The sequence below is a fragment of the Butyrivibrio sp. MC2013 genome (genome assembly GCF_000424585.1).
In the GTDB taxonomy this organism is placed as follows: domain Bacteria; phylum Bacillota; class Clostridia; order Lachnospirales; family Lachnospiraceae; genus Butyrivibrio.
Genome location: NZ_AUKE01000015.1, coordinates 80,197 through 97,189, shown reverse-complemented (window position 1 = coordinate 97,189; position 16,993 = coordinate 80,197). Strand labels below are relative to the sequence as shown.

The 16,993-nt window shown below is 47.1% G+C and carries 11 protein-coding genes and 1 tRNA gene; all 12 read right to left on the bottom strand.

Translation table 11 applies throughout. The features are described 5' to 3' along the window. Positions 1-315: 315 nt before the first annotated feature. Positions 316-792 carry a flagellar export chaperone FliS gene (locus G636_RS0110220; RefSeq protein ID WP_081668367.1) on the bottom strand — a complete coding sequence of 159 codons (477 nt, stop codon included), beginning with the start codon at positions 790-792 and terminating at the stop codon, positions 316-318. A 15-nt stretch (positions 793-807) separates the two neighbouring features. Beyond that, a complete protein-coding gene (locus G636_RS0110215; protein ID WP_026507974.1) occupies positions 808-2,037 on the bottom strand; it encodes a flagellin N-terminal helical domain-containing protein in 1,230 nt (409 codons plus the stop codon). 28 nt (positions 2,038-2,065) lie between these two features. After that, positions 2,066-4,954, bottom strand: a complete 2,889-nt coding sequence (locus G636_RS0110210; RefSeq protein ID WP_026507973.1) for a DUF6240 domain-containing protein — start codon at positions 4,952-4,954, stop codon at positions 2,066-2,068. 188 nt (positions 4,955-5,142) lie between these two features. Then, a complete protein-coding gene (gene glgB / locus G636_RS18150) occupies positions 5,143-7,200 on the bottom strand; it encodes a 1,4-alpha-glucan branching protein GlgB (protein ID WP_081668366.1) in 2,058 nt (685 codons plus the stop codon). A 29-nt stretch (positions 7,201-7,229) separates the two neighbouring features. Continuing rightward, positions 7,230-10,403 carry a tetratricopeptide repeat protein gene (locus G636_RS0110200; protein ID WP_026507972.1) on the bottom strand — a complete coding sequence of 1,058 codons (3,174 nt, stop codon included), beginning with the start codon at positions 10,401-10,403 and terminating at the stop codon, positions 7,230-7,232. A 343-nt stretch (positions 10,404-10,746) separates the two neighbouring features. After that, positions 10,747-10,819: transfer RNA gene (locus tag G636_RS0110195), tRNA-Lys, on the bottom strand. Positions 10,820-10,944: 125 nt separating this feature from the next. Continuing rightward, entirely contained in the window at positions 10,945-11,826 is an 882-nt protein-coding gene (gene rsmA / locus G636_RS0110190) for a 16S rRNA (adenine(1518)-N(6)/adenine(1519)-N(6))-dimethyltransferase RsmA (RefSeq protein ID WP_026507971.1), read from the bottom strand. A 12-nt stretch (positions 11,827-11,838) separates the two neighbouring features. Then, complete coding sequence (locus tag G636_RS0110185; RefSeq protein WP_242826955.1) at positions 11,839-12,636, bottom strand: TatD family hydrolase; 798 nt, start codon at positions 12,634-12,636, stop codon at positions 11,839-11,841. A gap of 63 nt (positions 12,637-12,699) precedes the next feature. Beyond that, the gene (locus G636_RS18145; protein ID WP_035779477.1) at positions 12,700-14,064 is read right to left on the bottom strand and encodes an MATE family efflux transporter; all 1,365 of its coding nucleotides are present in this window, start codon (positions 14,062-14,064) and stop codon (positions 12,700-12,702) included. Between the two features lie 99 nt (positions 14,065-14,163). After that, on the bottom strand, positions 14,164-14,601 hold the full coding sequence (gene sufU / locus G636_RS0110175) for a Fe-S cluster assembly sulfur transfer protein SufU (protein WP_026507969.1): 438 nt from the start codon (positions 14,599-14,601) through the stop codon (positions 14,164-14,166). After that, positions 14,591-15,808 carry an aminotransferase class V-fold PLP-dependent enzyme gene (locus G636_RS0110170; protein ID WP_026507968.1) on the bottom strand — a complete coding sequence of 406 codons (1,218 nt, stop codon included), beginning with the start codon at positions 15,806-15,808 and terminating at the stop codon, positions 14,591-14,593. The genes sufU and G636_RS0110170 overlap by 11 nt, the downstream gene beginning before the upstream one ends. Positions 15,809-15,832: 24 nt before the next feature. Next, the gene (locus G636_RS18140; protein ID WP_051226870.1) at positions 15,833-16,987 is read right to left on the bottom strand and encodes a SufB/SufD family protein; all 1,155 of its coding nucleotides are present in this window, start codon (positions 16,985-16,987) and stop codon (positions 15,833-15,835) included. Positions 16,988-16,993: the final 6 nt, after the last annotated feature.

Genomic DNA, 16,993 nt, shown 5'->3' with positions numbered 1-16,993 from the left:
ACACAACTGAAGGTTGTGCGTCGGTATCCTGCCGACGAAAAGAATCATATCAGACAATATGATATTTGGCAAGCACGAATATATGATTAATTACTAACGTTAATACGAAAATGTCTATTCATGCATAAAACTTGATATAATGCATATTTTCTGGAAGAGCTCATCTATTAACATCAAAAAGAGCTTCCCTAGACAAGTAATTGTCTCAGAAAGCTCTGTTATTTCGCATAATATCACAGCCTGGCACAATATTGTCTGACTATAATACATACATGCCGGCATTCCGGCCATGGTCCTGCGCAGATAGGCCAGGTTCTATGCGTTATAGCCCCTGCTCAGGTATGGATCCTGCACAGACTCATTAAGGCTCCCCGGCCCATAGGTAAGGCCCGCATATACTTCCTGGGCACCACTTACAAGAGGCGGCTCATCTGTCCTTTGCTCCAGTTCCCTGTAGCAGTCCCTCATCTTAAGGAATATGCCGCGGATAGAATCCAGGGATTCACGCTTGCCCCTGATATCAACCTTGATCAGTTCTCTTTTGGCAAAGATATAGAGCTGCAGGAAATTATCTGCTACCTCCACCTTTCTGTTAAGGGAACGCATCAGCTCATCAATGCATTTCTGGACTCTCTTAAGAGCCAGACTCAGTGCCTCTTTGTCATCTCTGTCAAGGGCATCTGACGCTTCATCCAAATAGCTCAGTGCTATGTCATATATGATAGTGATCATCTGTGTGGAATTCGCCATTGATATCCTGCGGGTGTATTCCTGCTTTTGTTCCCGTGTCATAGGTCGCCTCCTTTATCACTGTAACAGCTGCAATACCTCACTGGGTCTGTCATTTGCCTGCGCCAGCATCTGAATGCCTGCCTGGGACAGAACCTGCTGGGTAGAATATACAGTCATCTCTTCTGCCATATCTACATCCATGATACGTGAATAAGCAGAAGTCATATTCTCAATAGTCACATCAAGGCTCTTATTGGTATGCTCAAGGCGGTTCTGATAGGCGCCAAGACGTGCCCTGCTTTCAGAAATATAATTGATACCGCTCTTAAGTCTGGCCAAAGCCACTCTTGCCCCTTCTTCTGTGGAAACATCCACATTCTGTATACCGATACTGCTCAGATCAGTCTTGGGAATCCTGATATCCAGGTACTGGCCCTCATTGGCACCTATCTGTACAGCCATGGCGCCTTTGCCTGTAAGTTCCAGATTCACTGCTGCAAAAGCATCCAGATCGCTCTCAGGATAACGGATCTTGGTAATACCCTTATTGATATCTGATGGCAGGCTCTCTATTTTGAGCTTGATCTCCCTTCCGTCATTCCAGGAGCTCTTGAAGGTGAGTATATTGTCTATGGGCGGAAGCTCCAACTCATATATCCTGCCTTCGCTGTCCTTCATGGTACCTGTGGGAACATTACCGCCTGTCATATCACACTCTATGCTGTTGGTGGCTACGTCATATACACAGGAGAAATCCACCATGGAAATAGGCGACTTTGCAGTTGAAACAGGGACATCATCCGAGTAGGACAGCACTGATAGATGCTGATCTGTCTGGTACTTGCCCGTATTAGAATCAAGTACCGTCGCATATCCCTTGAGATCAAAGGTTCCATCCAAAAGAGTCTGACCGTTAAACTCTGTTGTCTGAGTCACCCTTTCAATCTCGTCCTTGAGCTGCTGAACTTCATCCTGCAAAGTTGCTCTGTCGTCATCTGTAAGAGTACCGGTAGCGGCTCTGGTTGCCAGCTCGCTCATTCTCTGGAGCATATCCTGGATCTCAGCCAGCACGCCGTCTGTAGTCTCCACTATGGAGATACCGTCTGCATCGGAATCATCAGCAGTACTTAGCGATTTGATCTGGGCGTCCATCCTTCTGGCCATGGCAAGTCCCGAGGGATTGTCCTTGGCATTGACTATTTTCAGACCACTGGATAGTCGTTCCAACGAGTCTGTAAGCTTGTTGTCTGTTGTGTGGAGCGCATTGTTGGCCACAAGCGCGGATACATTATAATTGATCTTCATTTCAAACCTCCATACTGACAAAAAGCATTTAAAACGCAGATGCGGCCGCTGTTATAAATCGTCTGGCAAGTTTTACCGCTTCTGAATTATATGCGCCGCTGTCAGCCCGCGACTCACTATATATATCGGCGCTTACTTTGGCGTCGTACAATATGGCCAGGGACATATTGTCCTTATCTTCCTCTCCGGACAAAAGTCTCTGCCTTATCTTCTCCATAAAATCCCTGACTTTGGAACTTGCAGAAAGACTTGTGGTGAGCATACCTTGGATGCTCCCTCGTGCAAGCTCTATATCTGCACCTATGGTGCCATAGTCTTCGCTCTCTAGCCTGGCCTTCAGGCCGGATGCTTCTCCTCCTGCATGCTTCAGGCTGATATGCATTGACACAGTTCCGCTTTCTGTCTCAACAGGTATCTCAAAGCTGCCCAGCTCAGCTCCCTTTAGCATTAGACCAAACTGCCTTCCCATAAGGGAAAGAGCTGTAACATCAAGATAAGAATCCCTGCTGTCTGCTGCCAAAAGAGCTTCCTCCCGGGCCATTTGAGCAGTCTCCTCATAGCTTTCGATATCGGAAAGACCCGCTGATATTTTCTCTGCAATGTCCATAGGAAGCTTTTCCTTCATCTCCTTCCAGATGGAATCAGCTTTTCTGCTGCTCTTTCTGGATCTGAGGATCCCTTCCATGGCTTCCATATCTGCTACGGTCATCTCCTGACGAAGCTCCTTCAAGACAGCTTTACTCTCAGCAGCATCCTCATTCTCCAGGATCTCTCTGACCCTTGCAGCTTCCATCCTGTTATAGGCAAGCTCCAGGTCATCCGAGCCACCTGCCTCTTCATAAGGCTTTTCCATAGCATCGGCAAAATCAGTAAGAAGGCTCTCTTCAATAGGTCCTTTTGCCTGTGCAAAAGCCTCCATCTTGGCAGGATCCATATGCCTGTAGGCGCTGTCTGCCCTGGAAGAATAATAGATAAATGCACTCTCTATCTGGGCATCTATCCTGATCCCTCTCTCTTCACCTTTCTCCAGGCCTCCAAAATCATCATCCACCTTGTAGTCCATCTTCCTGCCGGACCTCCTGAGGGTCCTGTCCGCAGTCAAAAGATTGGAGATAGTCATGGAGCCTCCGGACGAAAGGACTGCTCCAATGGCCGCATTATCATATTTCTTTAGATTTTCAAAGAGCCTGTATATACCGATAAAGGATTCTTTTTCCTCAGGGCTGATATCTCCCGATCTCTCCATCTTGTAGAGGAATCTTGCAAACTGATCCTTCTTTTGCTGATCTTCCCCTTTATGGTCATCAAGAAAATCTCCCAGCTCATCAAGGGTCATAGAGAGGGGATTCTTGCCCTCTCTTATCATTTCAAGGACAGCTCCGGGTTTTAATCTCTCCACTGTAGAGGTGAGCTTGCGGTCCCAGGCCTTTACCAGGTCCAGATTCTCTTTATTGACCTCAGTGTGACTGTAAGATAGTATCCTGACAGCTCTTCTGGCATCATCTGTGAGCTCATAGCCTTCTGCCTTTAAGATATCATCGATGCCTGCAAAAGCCTTTTTGATACTGTCTCCCAGATCCGCTCTGACAGTGGTTCCTACCGCTTCATAAGTGGCAAGAGCCTTGACAGCAGCACTATCTGCGACTTTAGTGCTAATATCAGCAATGACAGGCTCAGAATTTATCTCTTTTTCAAATTCCCGGCGCAGGATCGTGCCTCTTTGGTATATTGCATCCAAGGTGGCTACTTTAAACTCGTCCTTCATTGCGCCTATAAGAGCTGCAGGAGATTCCATAATCCCCACCGCCCTGACATTTGTCCTCTCAAGAAGTTCAAGTTTTTGATCAAAGCCGCTTATCATATCCGTAAGATCAATACTGACACCCCTTGTCAAAAGACGCAGATTGACCGTAGCAGACATTTCAAGCCTGGCAGCATTAATTGACAGCGATCCCTGAGATGCCTTAAGCCCCATGGCAATAGCCCTTGCGCCTGCCATAGCCATTTCTCGCTCAGCTACAGGTATCTGTACATCACGTATATCTGCTGCCCTTTGGATATTCTCTTCATCTATTCCAAGGCCGTTCTCCATCAGGGTATGGGCAAGCTTTATATTCTCTTTGTCCGTAGGGTCAAGTCCTGCCTTGTCCAGAGTCACCGATATCCTGTCTTTGACATATTCTTCTTTATAGAATTCTTCATCTCCGGAGGCACTTACTCCCAGGTAGCCGTCCTCTATCACCCATTTGCCGTGTCGCCTATCCCCATCTCCTACTGCATGCTCTGCCATATAAATGTTGTCCACAGAAGGGTCCATGCGGTTTTCAACCATATATACGAGAGTCTTGTCATCAATTTCTTCAAGCCCGGCAGCTTTTTGATAAGCTGCATTTATATCTTCCACATTGGAATCAGTCATGGGCAGATCATTGGCAGACAGGGCATCTGCGATCTCTCTGGCCATAGATGCGCTTCCTGTGATCTCTTCCAGCCTTCCCAGGTCCATATCATCATTAAAGCCCGCTGTAACATTGCCGGATGCAGCCACAGCCGCTTTGATATGATCAAGGATTGTGACCACATCTTCAGGCTCCAGCTCGCTCATATCATAGCCATCTTTTCTGGCCCTGATATAATCTTCGTCTGACAGAGTATGGCTCATGACTATATCAAAGTTTTCCGAGGCCTTTAAGCTGCCAGCGCTCTGAACCTTGCCACGATCCATGGCAGCAGCCCCTGACGGGATATCTGCCAGATCAAATCTGTCATCTCCAATGCTGGTCTTTGCTACAGGCAGGGTATCTATTAAATTATTATCTGAATATGGATTTACAAAGACTGATTCTTTTCCTCGTCCTGTTTTGGACGACTCCTCGGTCGAAGGGCCGATCAGATTTAAGGCTTGTATATTTGCCATAAAAAACCTCACAAAAGCTTATAAAACCATTTCCGCTTCCGTGCGGTCAAACTAGCTTAAAAATCTCCAAATAAAAACAAAATAAGAGTGTGTCTGCAGTTCCTTCTGCAGTCACACTCTATTTCGGCAATTCGTATCAAATTCTTTAATGCTTTTGTAATAAGCCGTCTATTGGCTGATTATTATCATTACTTTGTTTTCTTCTTTGAAGCAGTATTCTTGCCGGCAGAAGCCTTAGCAGCTGTTTGTGCCTTGCCACTTACACCGGTCTTTGCCGTAGGCTTTGTTTTGGAAGCGCTTTTTGCCGTTTCTTTTTTGGCTTCGGGCTTTTTGCCCAGAGCACCGCTCTCCCACAGGAATGCTACTGCGCCATAGCTTGGCAGGTCAAAGCTGATGGACTGATCCTTGTAATCACACAGTCCGGGGCTTGTCACAAGCTTATCCGGGATACCGGTTCCAAAGCCGCCATATTTGCTGTCAGCGCTGTCTATGAGCTTGGTATATGTTCCTTCCCAAGGCACTCCCAGCTTAAAGCCTTCCCTGTTCATAGGAGTAAAGTTGATCACAAATACAATTGCATTTTTGCCGTCCTCAGACATCCTGGCAAAGCTGTATATGCTCCTGTCGGAATCATCTGCATTGATCCAGGAAAAGCCTCCCCAGTTGTTGTCAATCTCATACAGGCAGGGATTATTCTGATAGATCTCATAAAGATCTGCCACATAATTCTTCATACCCATATGCAGAGGCTCCTGCAGAAGGTACCAGTCCAGTTCCCTCTTCTCGCTCCACTCTCTCTTTTGACCAAATTCCTGGCCCATAAAGAGAAGCTTCTTGCCTGAATGCCCCAGCATAAAGGTATATCCCGCGCGAAGATTGGCAAACTTGTCAACTTCATATCCGGGCATCTTCTCCAGCATTGAGCACTTAAGATGTACCACTTCGTCATGGGACAGGGGCAAAATATAATTCTCTGCCTCATTATAGCTCATGGCAAAGGTCAGCATATTATGGGCTCCCCTCCTGAAATAGGGGTCAAGCTTCATATATTCGCAGAAATCATGCATCCATCCCATATTCCACTTAAAAGTAAAGCCCAGGCCGCCATCATCCAGCTTGCCTGTGATCTTGGGCCATGCTGTAGATTCCTCGGCGATGATCATGACTCCGGGGAAATGAGATGCAGCTATGCTGTTGAGATGCTTGAAAAATTCAATAGCATCAAGATTTTCATTGCCGCCATGCACATTGGGAACCCACTGACCATCTTTTTTGCCGTAGTCCAGATAGAGCATGGAAGCCACTGCATCCACTCTTAGTCCGTCAACATGAAAGCGCCTTACCCAGAACAGAGCATTGGCAATGAGGAAGTTCCTGACTTCGTTTTTGGCCAGATTAAAAATCTTGGTACCCCAGTCAGGATGCTCGCCCTTTCTGGGATCGGGATCTTCATAGATGCATCTGCCGTCAAATCTGCCAAGACCATGAGCATCAGGACAGAAATGTGCAGGAACCCAGTCCAATATGACGCCGATGTCATTCTTATGCAGAAGGTCCACCAGATACATGAAATCCGAAGGCTCACCATAACGTGATGTGGGAGCATAATAGCCTGTCACCTGATATCCCCAGGAACCGTCAAAGGGATGCTCTGCGATACCTATGAGCTCTATGCAGTTAAAATGCATCTCCTTGAGATAAGGGACAATACGATCTGCAAACTGCCTGTAAGTATAAAAGCCGTCTTCTGTACCGTCAGGATGCTTCATCCATGAACCTATATGACATTCATATATTGCGAGGGGCTCTTTATTGGGATCCTTAGCCGCTCTTGCCTTCACCCACTTGTCATCGCCCCACTTGTAACCAGCAAGGTCTGCAGTCCTTGAAGCAGTCCCGGGACGCAGCTCAGCGCTGTTGGCATAGGGATCTGCCTTATAGAGCTTTTCTCCATCAGGTCCTGTTATAAGGTATTTATAGAGCTCACCCACTCCCACTCCGGGAATGAAGAGCTGCCAGATACCGCTGTTAGCCAGTCGCTGCATGGGATGTCTGTTCTCATCCCAGCCATTAAAAGTTCCTATCACATGAACGTCTACTGCATTTGGAGCCCATACTGCAAAAAAGATACCGTTTCTGCCATTTTCCTTAGAAGGATGTGCTCCCAGCTTGTCGTAAATCTCATAATGAGTACCAAGGCCAAAGAGATATTCATCCGCCTCGGATATGAAAACCTTTCCCTGCATAAAGCCGCCCTCGCTTTTTATTATTTTAGTCAGTTCTTTTGTTCAAAATCCTTCTCCGTAAGGATGACCATGTCCTCCTTGTCATATCTCTTTCTAAATACTACATCAAAGAAATGCCCTACAGTCTTCTTCCTGCTTCTGTCTATAGCTTCGTCCACAATATCCCTGACTTCGGAAATAGTCACATCATGATCGATGGTCTGCATGCCCTCGATCCTAGAGTGCAGTGACAAAAGGCCAAGATTATCAATGGCATATTCTTTTTCAAGTGCATACTGCTTGGCATATGCAACCAGTGAAGCGTCATCCAGAGCTTCAACATCCACTCTTACATTAAAGCAATGCGCCAGATCCTTTCTCCTCTTCAGGAGCCTGTTCATATCTGAGCGGTTATCTTCCATGACAACGATGAGACCTCTGTGCTCATCTTTAAGAGCAGCGCACAAAGAATCGATGGTATCGCTCTTCATATCTGCAGCTCTCTGGATGATCAAAGCTCCGCCGTCCAGCTTCTCGACAATGGCAGTGATGCTCTTTCTGTTCATAGCCTGAGCAGTGATCTTGGCAACCTTACCTGAGAAATCAGGGTGAGCCGCCTGCACAGACTTGATCAGTCCCTTGGCCAGGTTAATGGTACCTGTTCCCTCTTCGCCGGTCACAATTGCATTATTGGTACCGGGAGCAGTATTCAGGCTGTCGATAGCCTGTATGATCTGCTTTCTGGACTTGGTATGGTGGATATAGGGGCCAAAAAGCTCCTTTTCCTCAGGAGTCATCACGCGGACTCTGGTATCCAGTTCCCTGTCTTCCTTCTCAGGATCAGTCTCCTCCCCTGCTTCTTCTATTCCGTCTTCCGCTTCACCCTCAGCTTCATCTTCCGGTTCTTCTTCAATGGAAGCAGCATCAATAGGATCCTCGTCTGATGATCCTTCATCCTCCGCTTTTGAAAGCTCAGCTGTTGATCCGGCTTCTTTGTCATCAGAAAGCTCTTCTTTGGGAACTGCTTCTTCAGCTAGTGCTTCTTCAGAAAGCTCATCCTCGGTACTGTCCTTAGAAGCTGCTTTGACATCTGTCTTACCTGCAGCGTCCTCAATTATCGCAGCCTTATTGTCAAGACTGTCATTAACATCTCCTGTAGCTGCAGGGATATCGTTATCCGCTGCGCTATCTGTGATATCGGATACCTCTTCAACAGTCTCTGCAGCGATCTCCCTGATATTATTATCAGCGATAGTATCCTTCATCAGCTCCCGCGCTGCTTCTTTGTCTATAAAGCCACTGGCAAGCTCTATACCTGTCAGTTTGGCTGCAGAAGGCACAGGCGGCCTGGTCATGGCAGAGCGGTGTCTCTTCTTCCTTAGCTCCTCCTCATGACTTCTCTTTTTGGCCAGCTCTTTGGCCTTTTGCTCTACTGCTTCTCTTACTTCATCAGCTCTGATCCTGGCAGTCTCTTCCTCGTCCTCTGCCCTGCGGATACCCTCTTCGCCTGCGCGGATATATGGCACAGAGCTGGGATGGACTATACTGCCATGGCGTCTCTGATTGTCAGCTCCGGATCTGTCAAGGGAGGAAGACTGCTCCCTGTGGGATCTGATGATATCCCTCTTGACCTCTGTCTCCATCTCCTTTTGGAGATCGTACTGACGATCCTCTTCGTACTGGCTGAGCATATCGCTGATGCGATCCTTGACCATGCGGTCCACCTGCTGAGCCTGGCGCTGTTGCTGCTGAGCCTTGAGGCTGTTCATGATATCAGTGATACTGATCTGTCCTGTGATCTGCTCTTCATCAGCTTCTGCATCGGGTACCAGCATACTGATCTGACCATCTCTCTCCTCAGTGAGGATATCATCATAATGACTGGGAGCCACTCTTCTGGTGGGTCTGATAGTCACGCCTCTCTCTTCAGCCTGATTCTCTGATTCACCGGTGCTCTCCCAGAGCATTTTCCTGGGCCTGGTATCGGCCAGGTTATCTACGCGTCCCGTAAACTGCCTGGTGTCAGACATATTACCGGTACTTTGTCTGACTCTGTCTATACCTGTACTCACATTACGAGGCGGAGCCTCATGCGGCTGAGTCTCAGATCCCCAGATATTAGCTGCTGCACCGGCTTCCTCCTTAGTATCCTCGCTGTCCATGATCTGCTGCATGCCTTCTGCGATCACTCGCTGAAGATTGACAGTGTCATATCCCACAGGCTTTGGAGGAGTGACATACTGACTGCCCGCCGCCGGGTCTATCATCTCAAGATTCTCAAGGGTCCCGGGATCTGCCGAAGGAGTATAGCTATATCCCGGATACTGATTGTATCCGGCTTCGGAGCTGTAGGGATCATCCTGATTAAAGCCCGGATTCTCATAGCCATAAGCAGAAGGCTGGGAATAATATTCCTGCATCTCCTGCTCCGATGGCATACCAGCCCTTGCTGCTGCCATTTCTACAGCTGCTTTTTCTTCGCTGTTGTTATAAAAAGGCTTGGTAGGCTGCTTGCTGCTGGGAACAGCTGCCGGAATGGCTCCTGTATTTTCTCCCAGACTGTCATTTTCCTTATTTCTGATGGCATCAAGGTCAATGCTGCCGTCCAGCCCATTCTTATATGCGTCATAACGCCTCTGCTGCTCTTCGCTCAAAGGCTCATGAAGGGCCTTGAGCTCCAGGCCTTTCATCACATATTTGCCGTCAGCAAACATAATGAACATCTCGTCTACTTCTTCTACACACTCAGTGGCAAGACCCACCCTGTGGTATAGGAAAGCAAGCTCGTATGCCCACTTCTCTCTGTAATCGTGCTTCTTGAATTCCTCAAGGACTGCTATCCTCTCTTCAAGGCTCACTTCCTGAGCCTCATAGAGCCTGTACTGCAGGATATATCTGCCCGTATCCCTGGGAGCTACACGAACAAATTCCTTATAGTACTCCACAGCCTGAACGAATTCGCCGACCTTAATAGACAGCTCACACAACGAATATACGATTCTTCTGTTTCCCGGGTACCTGTTATATGCCAGGAGTAGAATCTCCTTGGCTTCATCAAAACGTCTGTTGATTTTATATAGATCACTTATGGTGCAGAGCATGGATATGTTTCTGACATGCTTCCAGTCTATGGTATCTGCGATCTTCACCGCTTCCGAATACCTTCCTGCAGATATCAGAGAATGTATCTCCTCCGCCCGTATTTTATATTCATACTTATCCAAGATTTCCGCCCTCTTTCGGATTAGTAATATCCCATAAAAGTTTAACATACTCTATAGCATGGGGTCAAAACCTGCATACTATAAAGCCAAAATTTTTTCAGCATAGTTAAACTCGCAAACGCTTCGCTTTTTGCTCGTTATAAAATCACTGCTGACGCAGTTCTACGGGTACGGGGCTTATAACCCCGCACCCGTAATCAAGATATTCCCACCACCTAAAGGTGGTGGGTTATCTTGATTATTTTATATATACGAACTATCATTTATAAAAACGGGTAATATCGATAGAATCATCAAAAAAAGTACCGCCCCCTGAGATATACCCAAGAAACAGTACTCGGCGTGCGCTGCCAGGGTCTCGAACCCTGGACAACCTGATTAAGAGTCAGGTGCTCTACCAACTGAGCTAGCAGCGCTTAGAAGCTGTATTCCAGCGCATTTCCTGCGCTGAAATATAATTTACTACAAGATTATCACCTTTGCAAGTCTTTTTTACAAAAGATTACAAAAATGTGAAAACTGACAAGAATTCCGCAGCTTCTTATGGTTTTCTTTGTTCAAGTGCACAAGAAAAATAGTCAGCCAAAGCAGCAAATTCCTTGACGGAGAGCTTCTCTCCTCTCTCAGTCCTTGATCTGCCTATGGCTTCAAGGCCTTCTCCCGCCAGTTCCTTGGATATTCCCAGGTCCTGAGCATTGGAGAGTGAATTGACCATAGTCTTGCGCCTTTGTGAAAAGCAGGCCTTCACTATGGCAAAGAACAAGGCTTCATCCCTGGCTACTACAGGCTTTGTACTATAAGGCGTCAGCTTGATCACCGTAGAGTCAACGCCGGGCTGAGGGATAAAGGATGAGGGAGGAGCTATACATATCACCTCGGGCTCTGCATAATACTGGACTGCCACAGACAAAGCACCATATTCCCTGGAGCCCTCTCTTTCCTGCATCCTGTCTGCCACTTCCTTTTGGACCATGACTGTAATGGAATCAATAGGCACGCCTGATTCCAGAAGCTTCATGACTATAGGCGTAGTGATGTAATAAGGAAGATTAGCCGCTATCTTGAGAGGCCTGCCCTCATTATACTTATCTGCCAGAGCCTTGATATCCTGATCTAGGATATCTCCTGATATCACTGTTACATTATCATATTCAGAAAGGGTATCTTCCAGAACCGGGATCAGCTTTCTGTCTATCTCAACAGCCAATACCCTCCCTGCAGCCTCGGCCAGGTACTGTGTAAGCGTACCTATTCCGGGTCCTATCTCCAGAACGCAGTCGTTTTTAGTTATAGCAGCAGCATCTACTATGCTATCCAGCACATTTGAATCTATAAGGAAATTCTGTCCGAATTTCTTCTGAGCACTAAGGTGATATTTATTTATGACCTCTTTGGTCCTGGCAGGATTTGCTAAATACGCCATATATTCCTCCGCCTACTTTTCTATCCTGTAAAAGTCACAGGCATTATCATATGTTACCCTTATCACTTCTTCTTTGTCTACTCCCTTTATTGCAGCTATCTCTTCTGCTACATAGGATAAGAGCTCCGAGCTGTTCCTACTGCCCCTAAAGGGTACAGGTGCCATATAAGGACAGTCAGTCTCCAGTAGTATCCTCTGCAAGGGAATCTGGCGGACCGTCTCCTTTAGCTTCTTGGAATTCTTAAAGGTCACTACTCCGCCCACTCCTATATAGAAGCCCATCTTGACATATTCAAGAGCCTGCTCGGGGCTATAGGAATAGCAATGAACATCGCAGATAAGTCCTTTTGTATATGCGTCCTTTAATATATCCATAGTATCGGCCGCTGCATCTCTTGAATGTATCACCACGGGCATATCCATTTCCAAGGCCAGATCAAGCTGAGCCCTGAAGCATTCCAGCTGTATATCTTTGGAAGGATTATCATCAAAATGGTAATCGAGGCCTATCTCGCCTATAGCCAGGACCTCCCTCTCTTTTGCCAGCTCTCTTAGGACATCTATGGAGCCTTTATCATATTCATCAGCATTCTCAGGATGTATTCCCACAGCTGCCCTGATAAAAGGATAGCGCCGGGCGAGCCCTATGCTCTCCTTTGACGAAGCTATATTGTAAGAGTTATTGACAAGCATTCCCACGCCTTTGTCTTTTAGGGCGGTCAAAAGCTCATCTCTGTCCTCGTCATACTGTTTATCATCATAATGAGTATGGGTATCAAATATCAATTCTCTTTCCTTCTTCCATATCATATAGCATTTTCCACTGTCATGATCAGTCCATGTTAAGGGTTATCTTGATTATTTTATATATGCTCAGGCTGCAAACTCATTGGCATATATACGTTTAAAGCCCCAAAAATAATATGCACCGAATAACACGCACAGCATCAGGTTATGGCCTATCATGCAGCCCCAGGCTTCCACAAGGCCGCCTCCCAGGGCTCTGGTAAAGACAAAGGTGCCAGCGATTCGGATCCCCCACATACAGCATATATTAAATACAAAAGGTATAGTAGTCCTGCCAAGGCCCTGCATCATGCCTTCTATTACTATTGGTATACCATAAAAAGGTTCTGACAAGGCAACCATTCTCAGCACTGTTACAGACAGACCGCCTACCACAGGATCCTTGGTAAAAATAGCTACAAGCCACGGCGCAAAAGCAAAGAGCATAGATCCCGAGATGATCATAAGACCGATCTCCAGAGGAATGATGGTACGTGACAGGCTCTCAAATCGCTTTTTGTCTCCAGCCCCATATGCATTGCCTGCCAGAGTGGCTGCAGCTGTCTGCATGCCAAAGCCCGGGATATAAAAAGCCGATTCCACAGTATTGGCTATGGTATGGGCCGCTGTGGCATCTTCGCCCAAGGCATTGATAAGGGATGCAAATACCACATATCCCAGGGACGTTCCAAATCTCTGCAGCATGTTGGGGAAAGCCACTCTCCCACATTCTGCCAGTATCTTAAGGTCCGGAGAGAGGCTCCTGCCCTTTGGAGATAAGACAGGATGTCTCCAGAGTGCTATGGTGATAGCCACTCCTCCAAATACAAAGGCTGCCGCGCTGGCAAGAGCCGCACCCTTAATGCCAAGGCCTGCCTTGTAGATCAGGATGTAATTCAGGCATACATTGATCAGGTTCATGACCAGGCTGATGCGCATAGGTGTCCTGGTATCTCCTGCGCTCCTGAGCACTGTTCCGAATATGATAAGGGCAGTGCGAAAGAGCATGGGACTATAGAGTATGAGAAAATACTCTGAAGCCATCCCTCTGATATTCTCATCCACCCTCATCCAGACAGGCACCCTGGAGCTTAATGCAACTGTGATGATAGTAGATAATATACCTACCACTATCACAGCCAGCACAGACTGGCTGGCAGCCCTTTTCGCATCCTCATTTCTCCCTGCTCCAAGAGCTCTTGCTATATAGGATAGAAAGCCTACCGCAAATGCTGAGATAGTAGAGCCTATCATCCAGTTGACCGTAGCGGTAGCTCCTACAGAGGCTGTGGCATCGGTACCAAGACTACCTACCATAGCGGTATCCACATACTGGACGGCAGTCTGAAGAAACTGTTCCAGCATAGTGGGCCAGGCCAGGGTAAATATGATCAGGAGCTGCTCGCGCCTGTTATGTCCCGATAAATTACTAAATCTATTACTATTATTCATATTGCTATATTCCATATGCGAAGCAAAGGCTGCGCATTAATAAAGCCGGGGGCAGCTACCCCCGACTCCTATTATACTGCATAAACTTTATAACGGCTCTTAGTCGTTATCTCCATTCAGCATCTTTTCCATAGTGTGCCAGCCAAGGACTGCGCACTTTACTCTTGCAGGCATATGAGCCACGTCCCTGAGAGCAGCAGCTTCATCCAGACTCTCTATTTCTTCTTCATCTGTGACTTCGCCTTTGATCATGCCCATAAAGGTTGATGCCATCTTTAGAGCTTCCTCTTTGGTCATACCCACTATCTGGCCTGCCATTATATCCACACTGGCCTGGGATATAGCACAGCCGGAGCCTTCAAACATAGCATCTTCGATGATGCCCTTATCAGATACCTTAAGTGAGAGTGTGATATCATCACCGCAGGAAGGGTTTACACCCCTGAGGACTATGGTAGGATCCTCCATCTTGCCCTTGTGCTCGGGATTTAGATTGTGCTCATTTACTATTTCGCGATATAACTGCTTAATATCCATAACCCATGACCTTTCTAACGCCATCAAGAGACTTTAAGAATCTCTCTACTTCTTCTTCCGTGTTGTAGAAATACACGCTGGCTCTGGCTGTAGAGCCAGCTCCTATGAACTGCATAAGGGGCTGTGCACAGTGATGACCCGCCCTGATGCAAATATGATCTTCGTTAAGTATAGATGCTGTATCATGAGGATGTACTCCGTCTATGACAAAAGTCACTATTCCGCAATGATCTGCAGGATCCTCAGGTCCATAGAGCTTTACATGACCATTTGCCTTCATACCTTCCATGATCCTGGAGGTCAGCGCTATCTCACGCTCTCTTATAAAGTCAAAGCCTACCTTCTCGAAATAATGGATAGCTTCTTCAAGTCCCACTGCATCCGCTGCATTGACTGTACCTGCCTCAAACTTGTGAGGAAGCTCAGCCCAGGTGGCACTGTCTCTTGTAACATACTCGATCATCTCGCCGCCTGTAAGGAAGGGATCCATCTTATCCAGAAGCTTCTCCTTGCCATAGAGCACGCCTATGCCCATGGGCCCCATAAGCTTGTGACCTGAGAATGCATAGAAATCCGCATCTATATCTCTGACATCTACCTTCATATGAGGCGCTGCCTGGGCTCCGTCCACAACCATCACAGCTCCTACCTTATGAGCCAGAGCTGCTATCTCTTTCACAGGATTGGTGACGCCCATCACATTGGACACGTGGCCCACTGATACGATCCTGGTCCTCTCTGTTATCTTGGATTCGTATTCCTCACGGCTGATATAGCCCTCTTCATCAGGCTCCATAAATACCAGCTTGGCACCTGTCTTATTGCATACACTCTGCCAGGGCAGGATATTGGAATGATGCTCCATGACCGTGATCACCACTTCATCCCCTGCTCTGAGATTGGCCATGCCGTAGCTGTATGCTACAAGGTTCATGGATTCTGTAGTATTACGGGTAAATACGATCTCAGTCTCTGATGCCGCTCCTATAAAGGATGCTACCACTTTCCTGGCATGCTCATACCTGTCTGTGGCATCCACGCTCCAGTCATAAAGTCCTCTTAAGGGATTGGCATTGGATCTCTTATAGAAATCACTTACAGCATCTATGACCTGCAAAGGCCTCTGGCTGGTTGCCGCATTATCAAAATACACATAATCATTTCCCTGAAAAATGGGAAAATCCTGTCTGAAGTCTTCTGCTGTCATCTAAAACTCCCTGCCTTTGTAATATCAAATGGCTTCATCTAAATATCTGCTCACATGGTTCCTGAGCTTACCCTCAGGGATCATACGGGCTATACTGTCAAGGCGGGCCCTGATCATGATCTTCCTGGCTTCTTCCTTGTCTATGCCCCTGGATTCCATATAAAAGAGCATGTCATCTGAGAGCTGGCCAATGCTGGCTCCGTGATGACCATCCACATCCTCTTCACCGCAAAGGATCAGAGGTATGGTCCTGTTAATAACTTCAGGAGAAAGGAGCAGTGTATCTTCCTGTTCATCTCCCACGCTCTTTTTGCTGCCTTTTCTAAAGTCCAGACTGCCTCTCCAGTTCTTGGTAGCCTTATCTGTGAGCACTCCACGGAAAACAGCCTCTGAATCTGTCTTCACGCCTCTTTGCTCTGCGATATAGTTAAAATCATAGAACTGCTTGCCTGAAGCCATATATCCTGTATTAACAAGACTGCTGGAGTGGTCTCCCATGAGATTTACGCAGATACCGCTGTAGCTCTTTGATGCTCCCAGCTCCATTTCCACCATCTCGAATCTTCCGCCGTCAAGCACCATGCCGCCCAGATCAGACAAATAGGTCACCTGCCTGCCAAGCATCTGGACCTTGACCAGCTTAAGAAAGGCATCCTTTTCAACCAGGAATCTGGTAGATACCGCTTCCAGCGCCTGATCTTCAGACTGGGAATACATATCCATGATCACTGTCATGGAAGCTCCCTTGGGCACTCTGATCAGCTGAGAGCTTACGCCGCTCCCGTCGCCTCCGCCTGAAAGTACCACAGGCTCAGCGATCTCGCAGCCTTCGCCGCAGCTGATATATGTAACGCCGCACTCTGAAGCCTCTATAAGCCTGTCCATATCAGAACCCATACCGGTCCTTACCAGCTGAGATTTGCCGGCATGATCATTATCTCCATTGGGAAGGGCTTCATCTGCATCCCTGCTCTCACAGATCTTGTGCAGATCCTCAAAGAACTCATCTGACTCTTCAAGGCTCATACCTTCAACAAGGGTCACGCCTGTGGGAATATTGCTCACTCTAAGGCTCGTCCTGTCAAAGCTTGCATCCTTGACAGCAACCTTCTCCCCATTTAATTTCAACCACCTGTAGGTTCTGGCAGGCAGCTTGTTAACTTGCATATCTATGTTCATAACAGT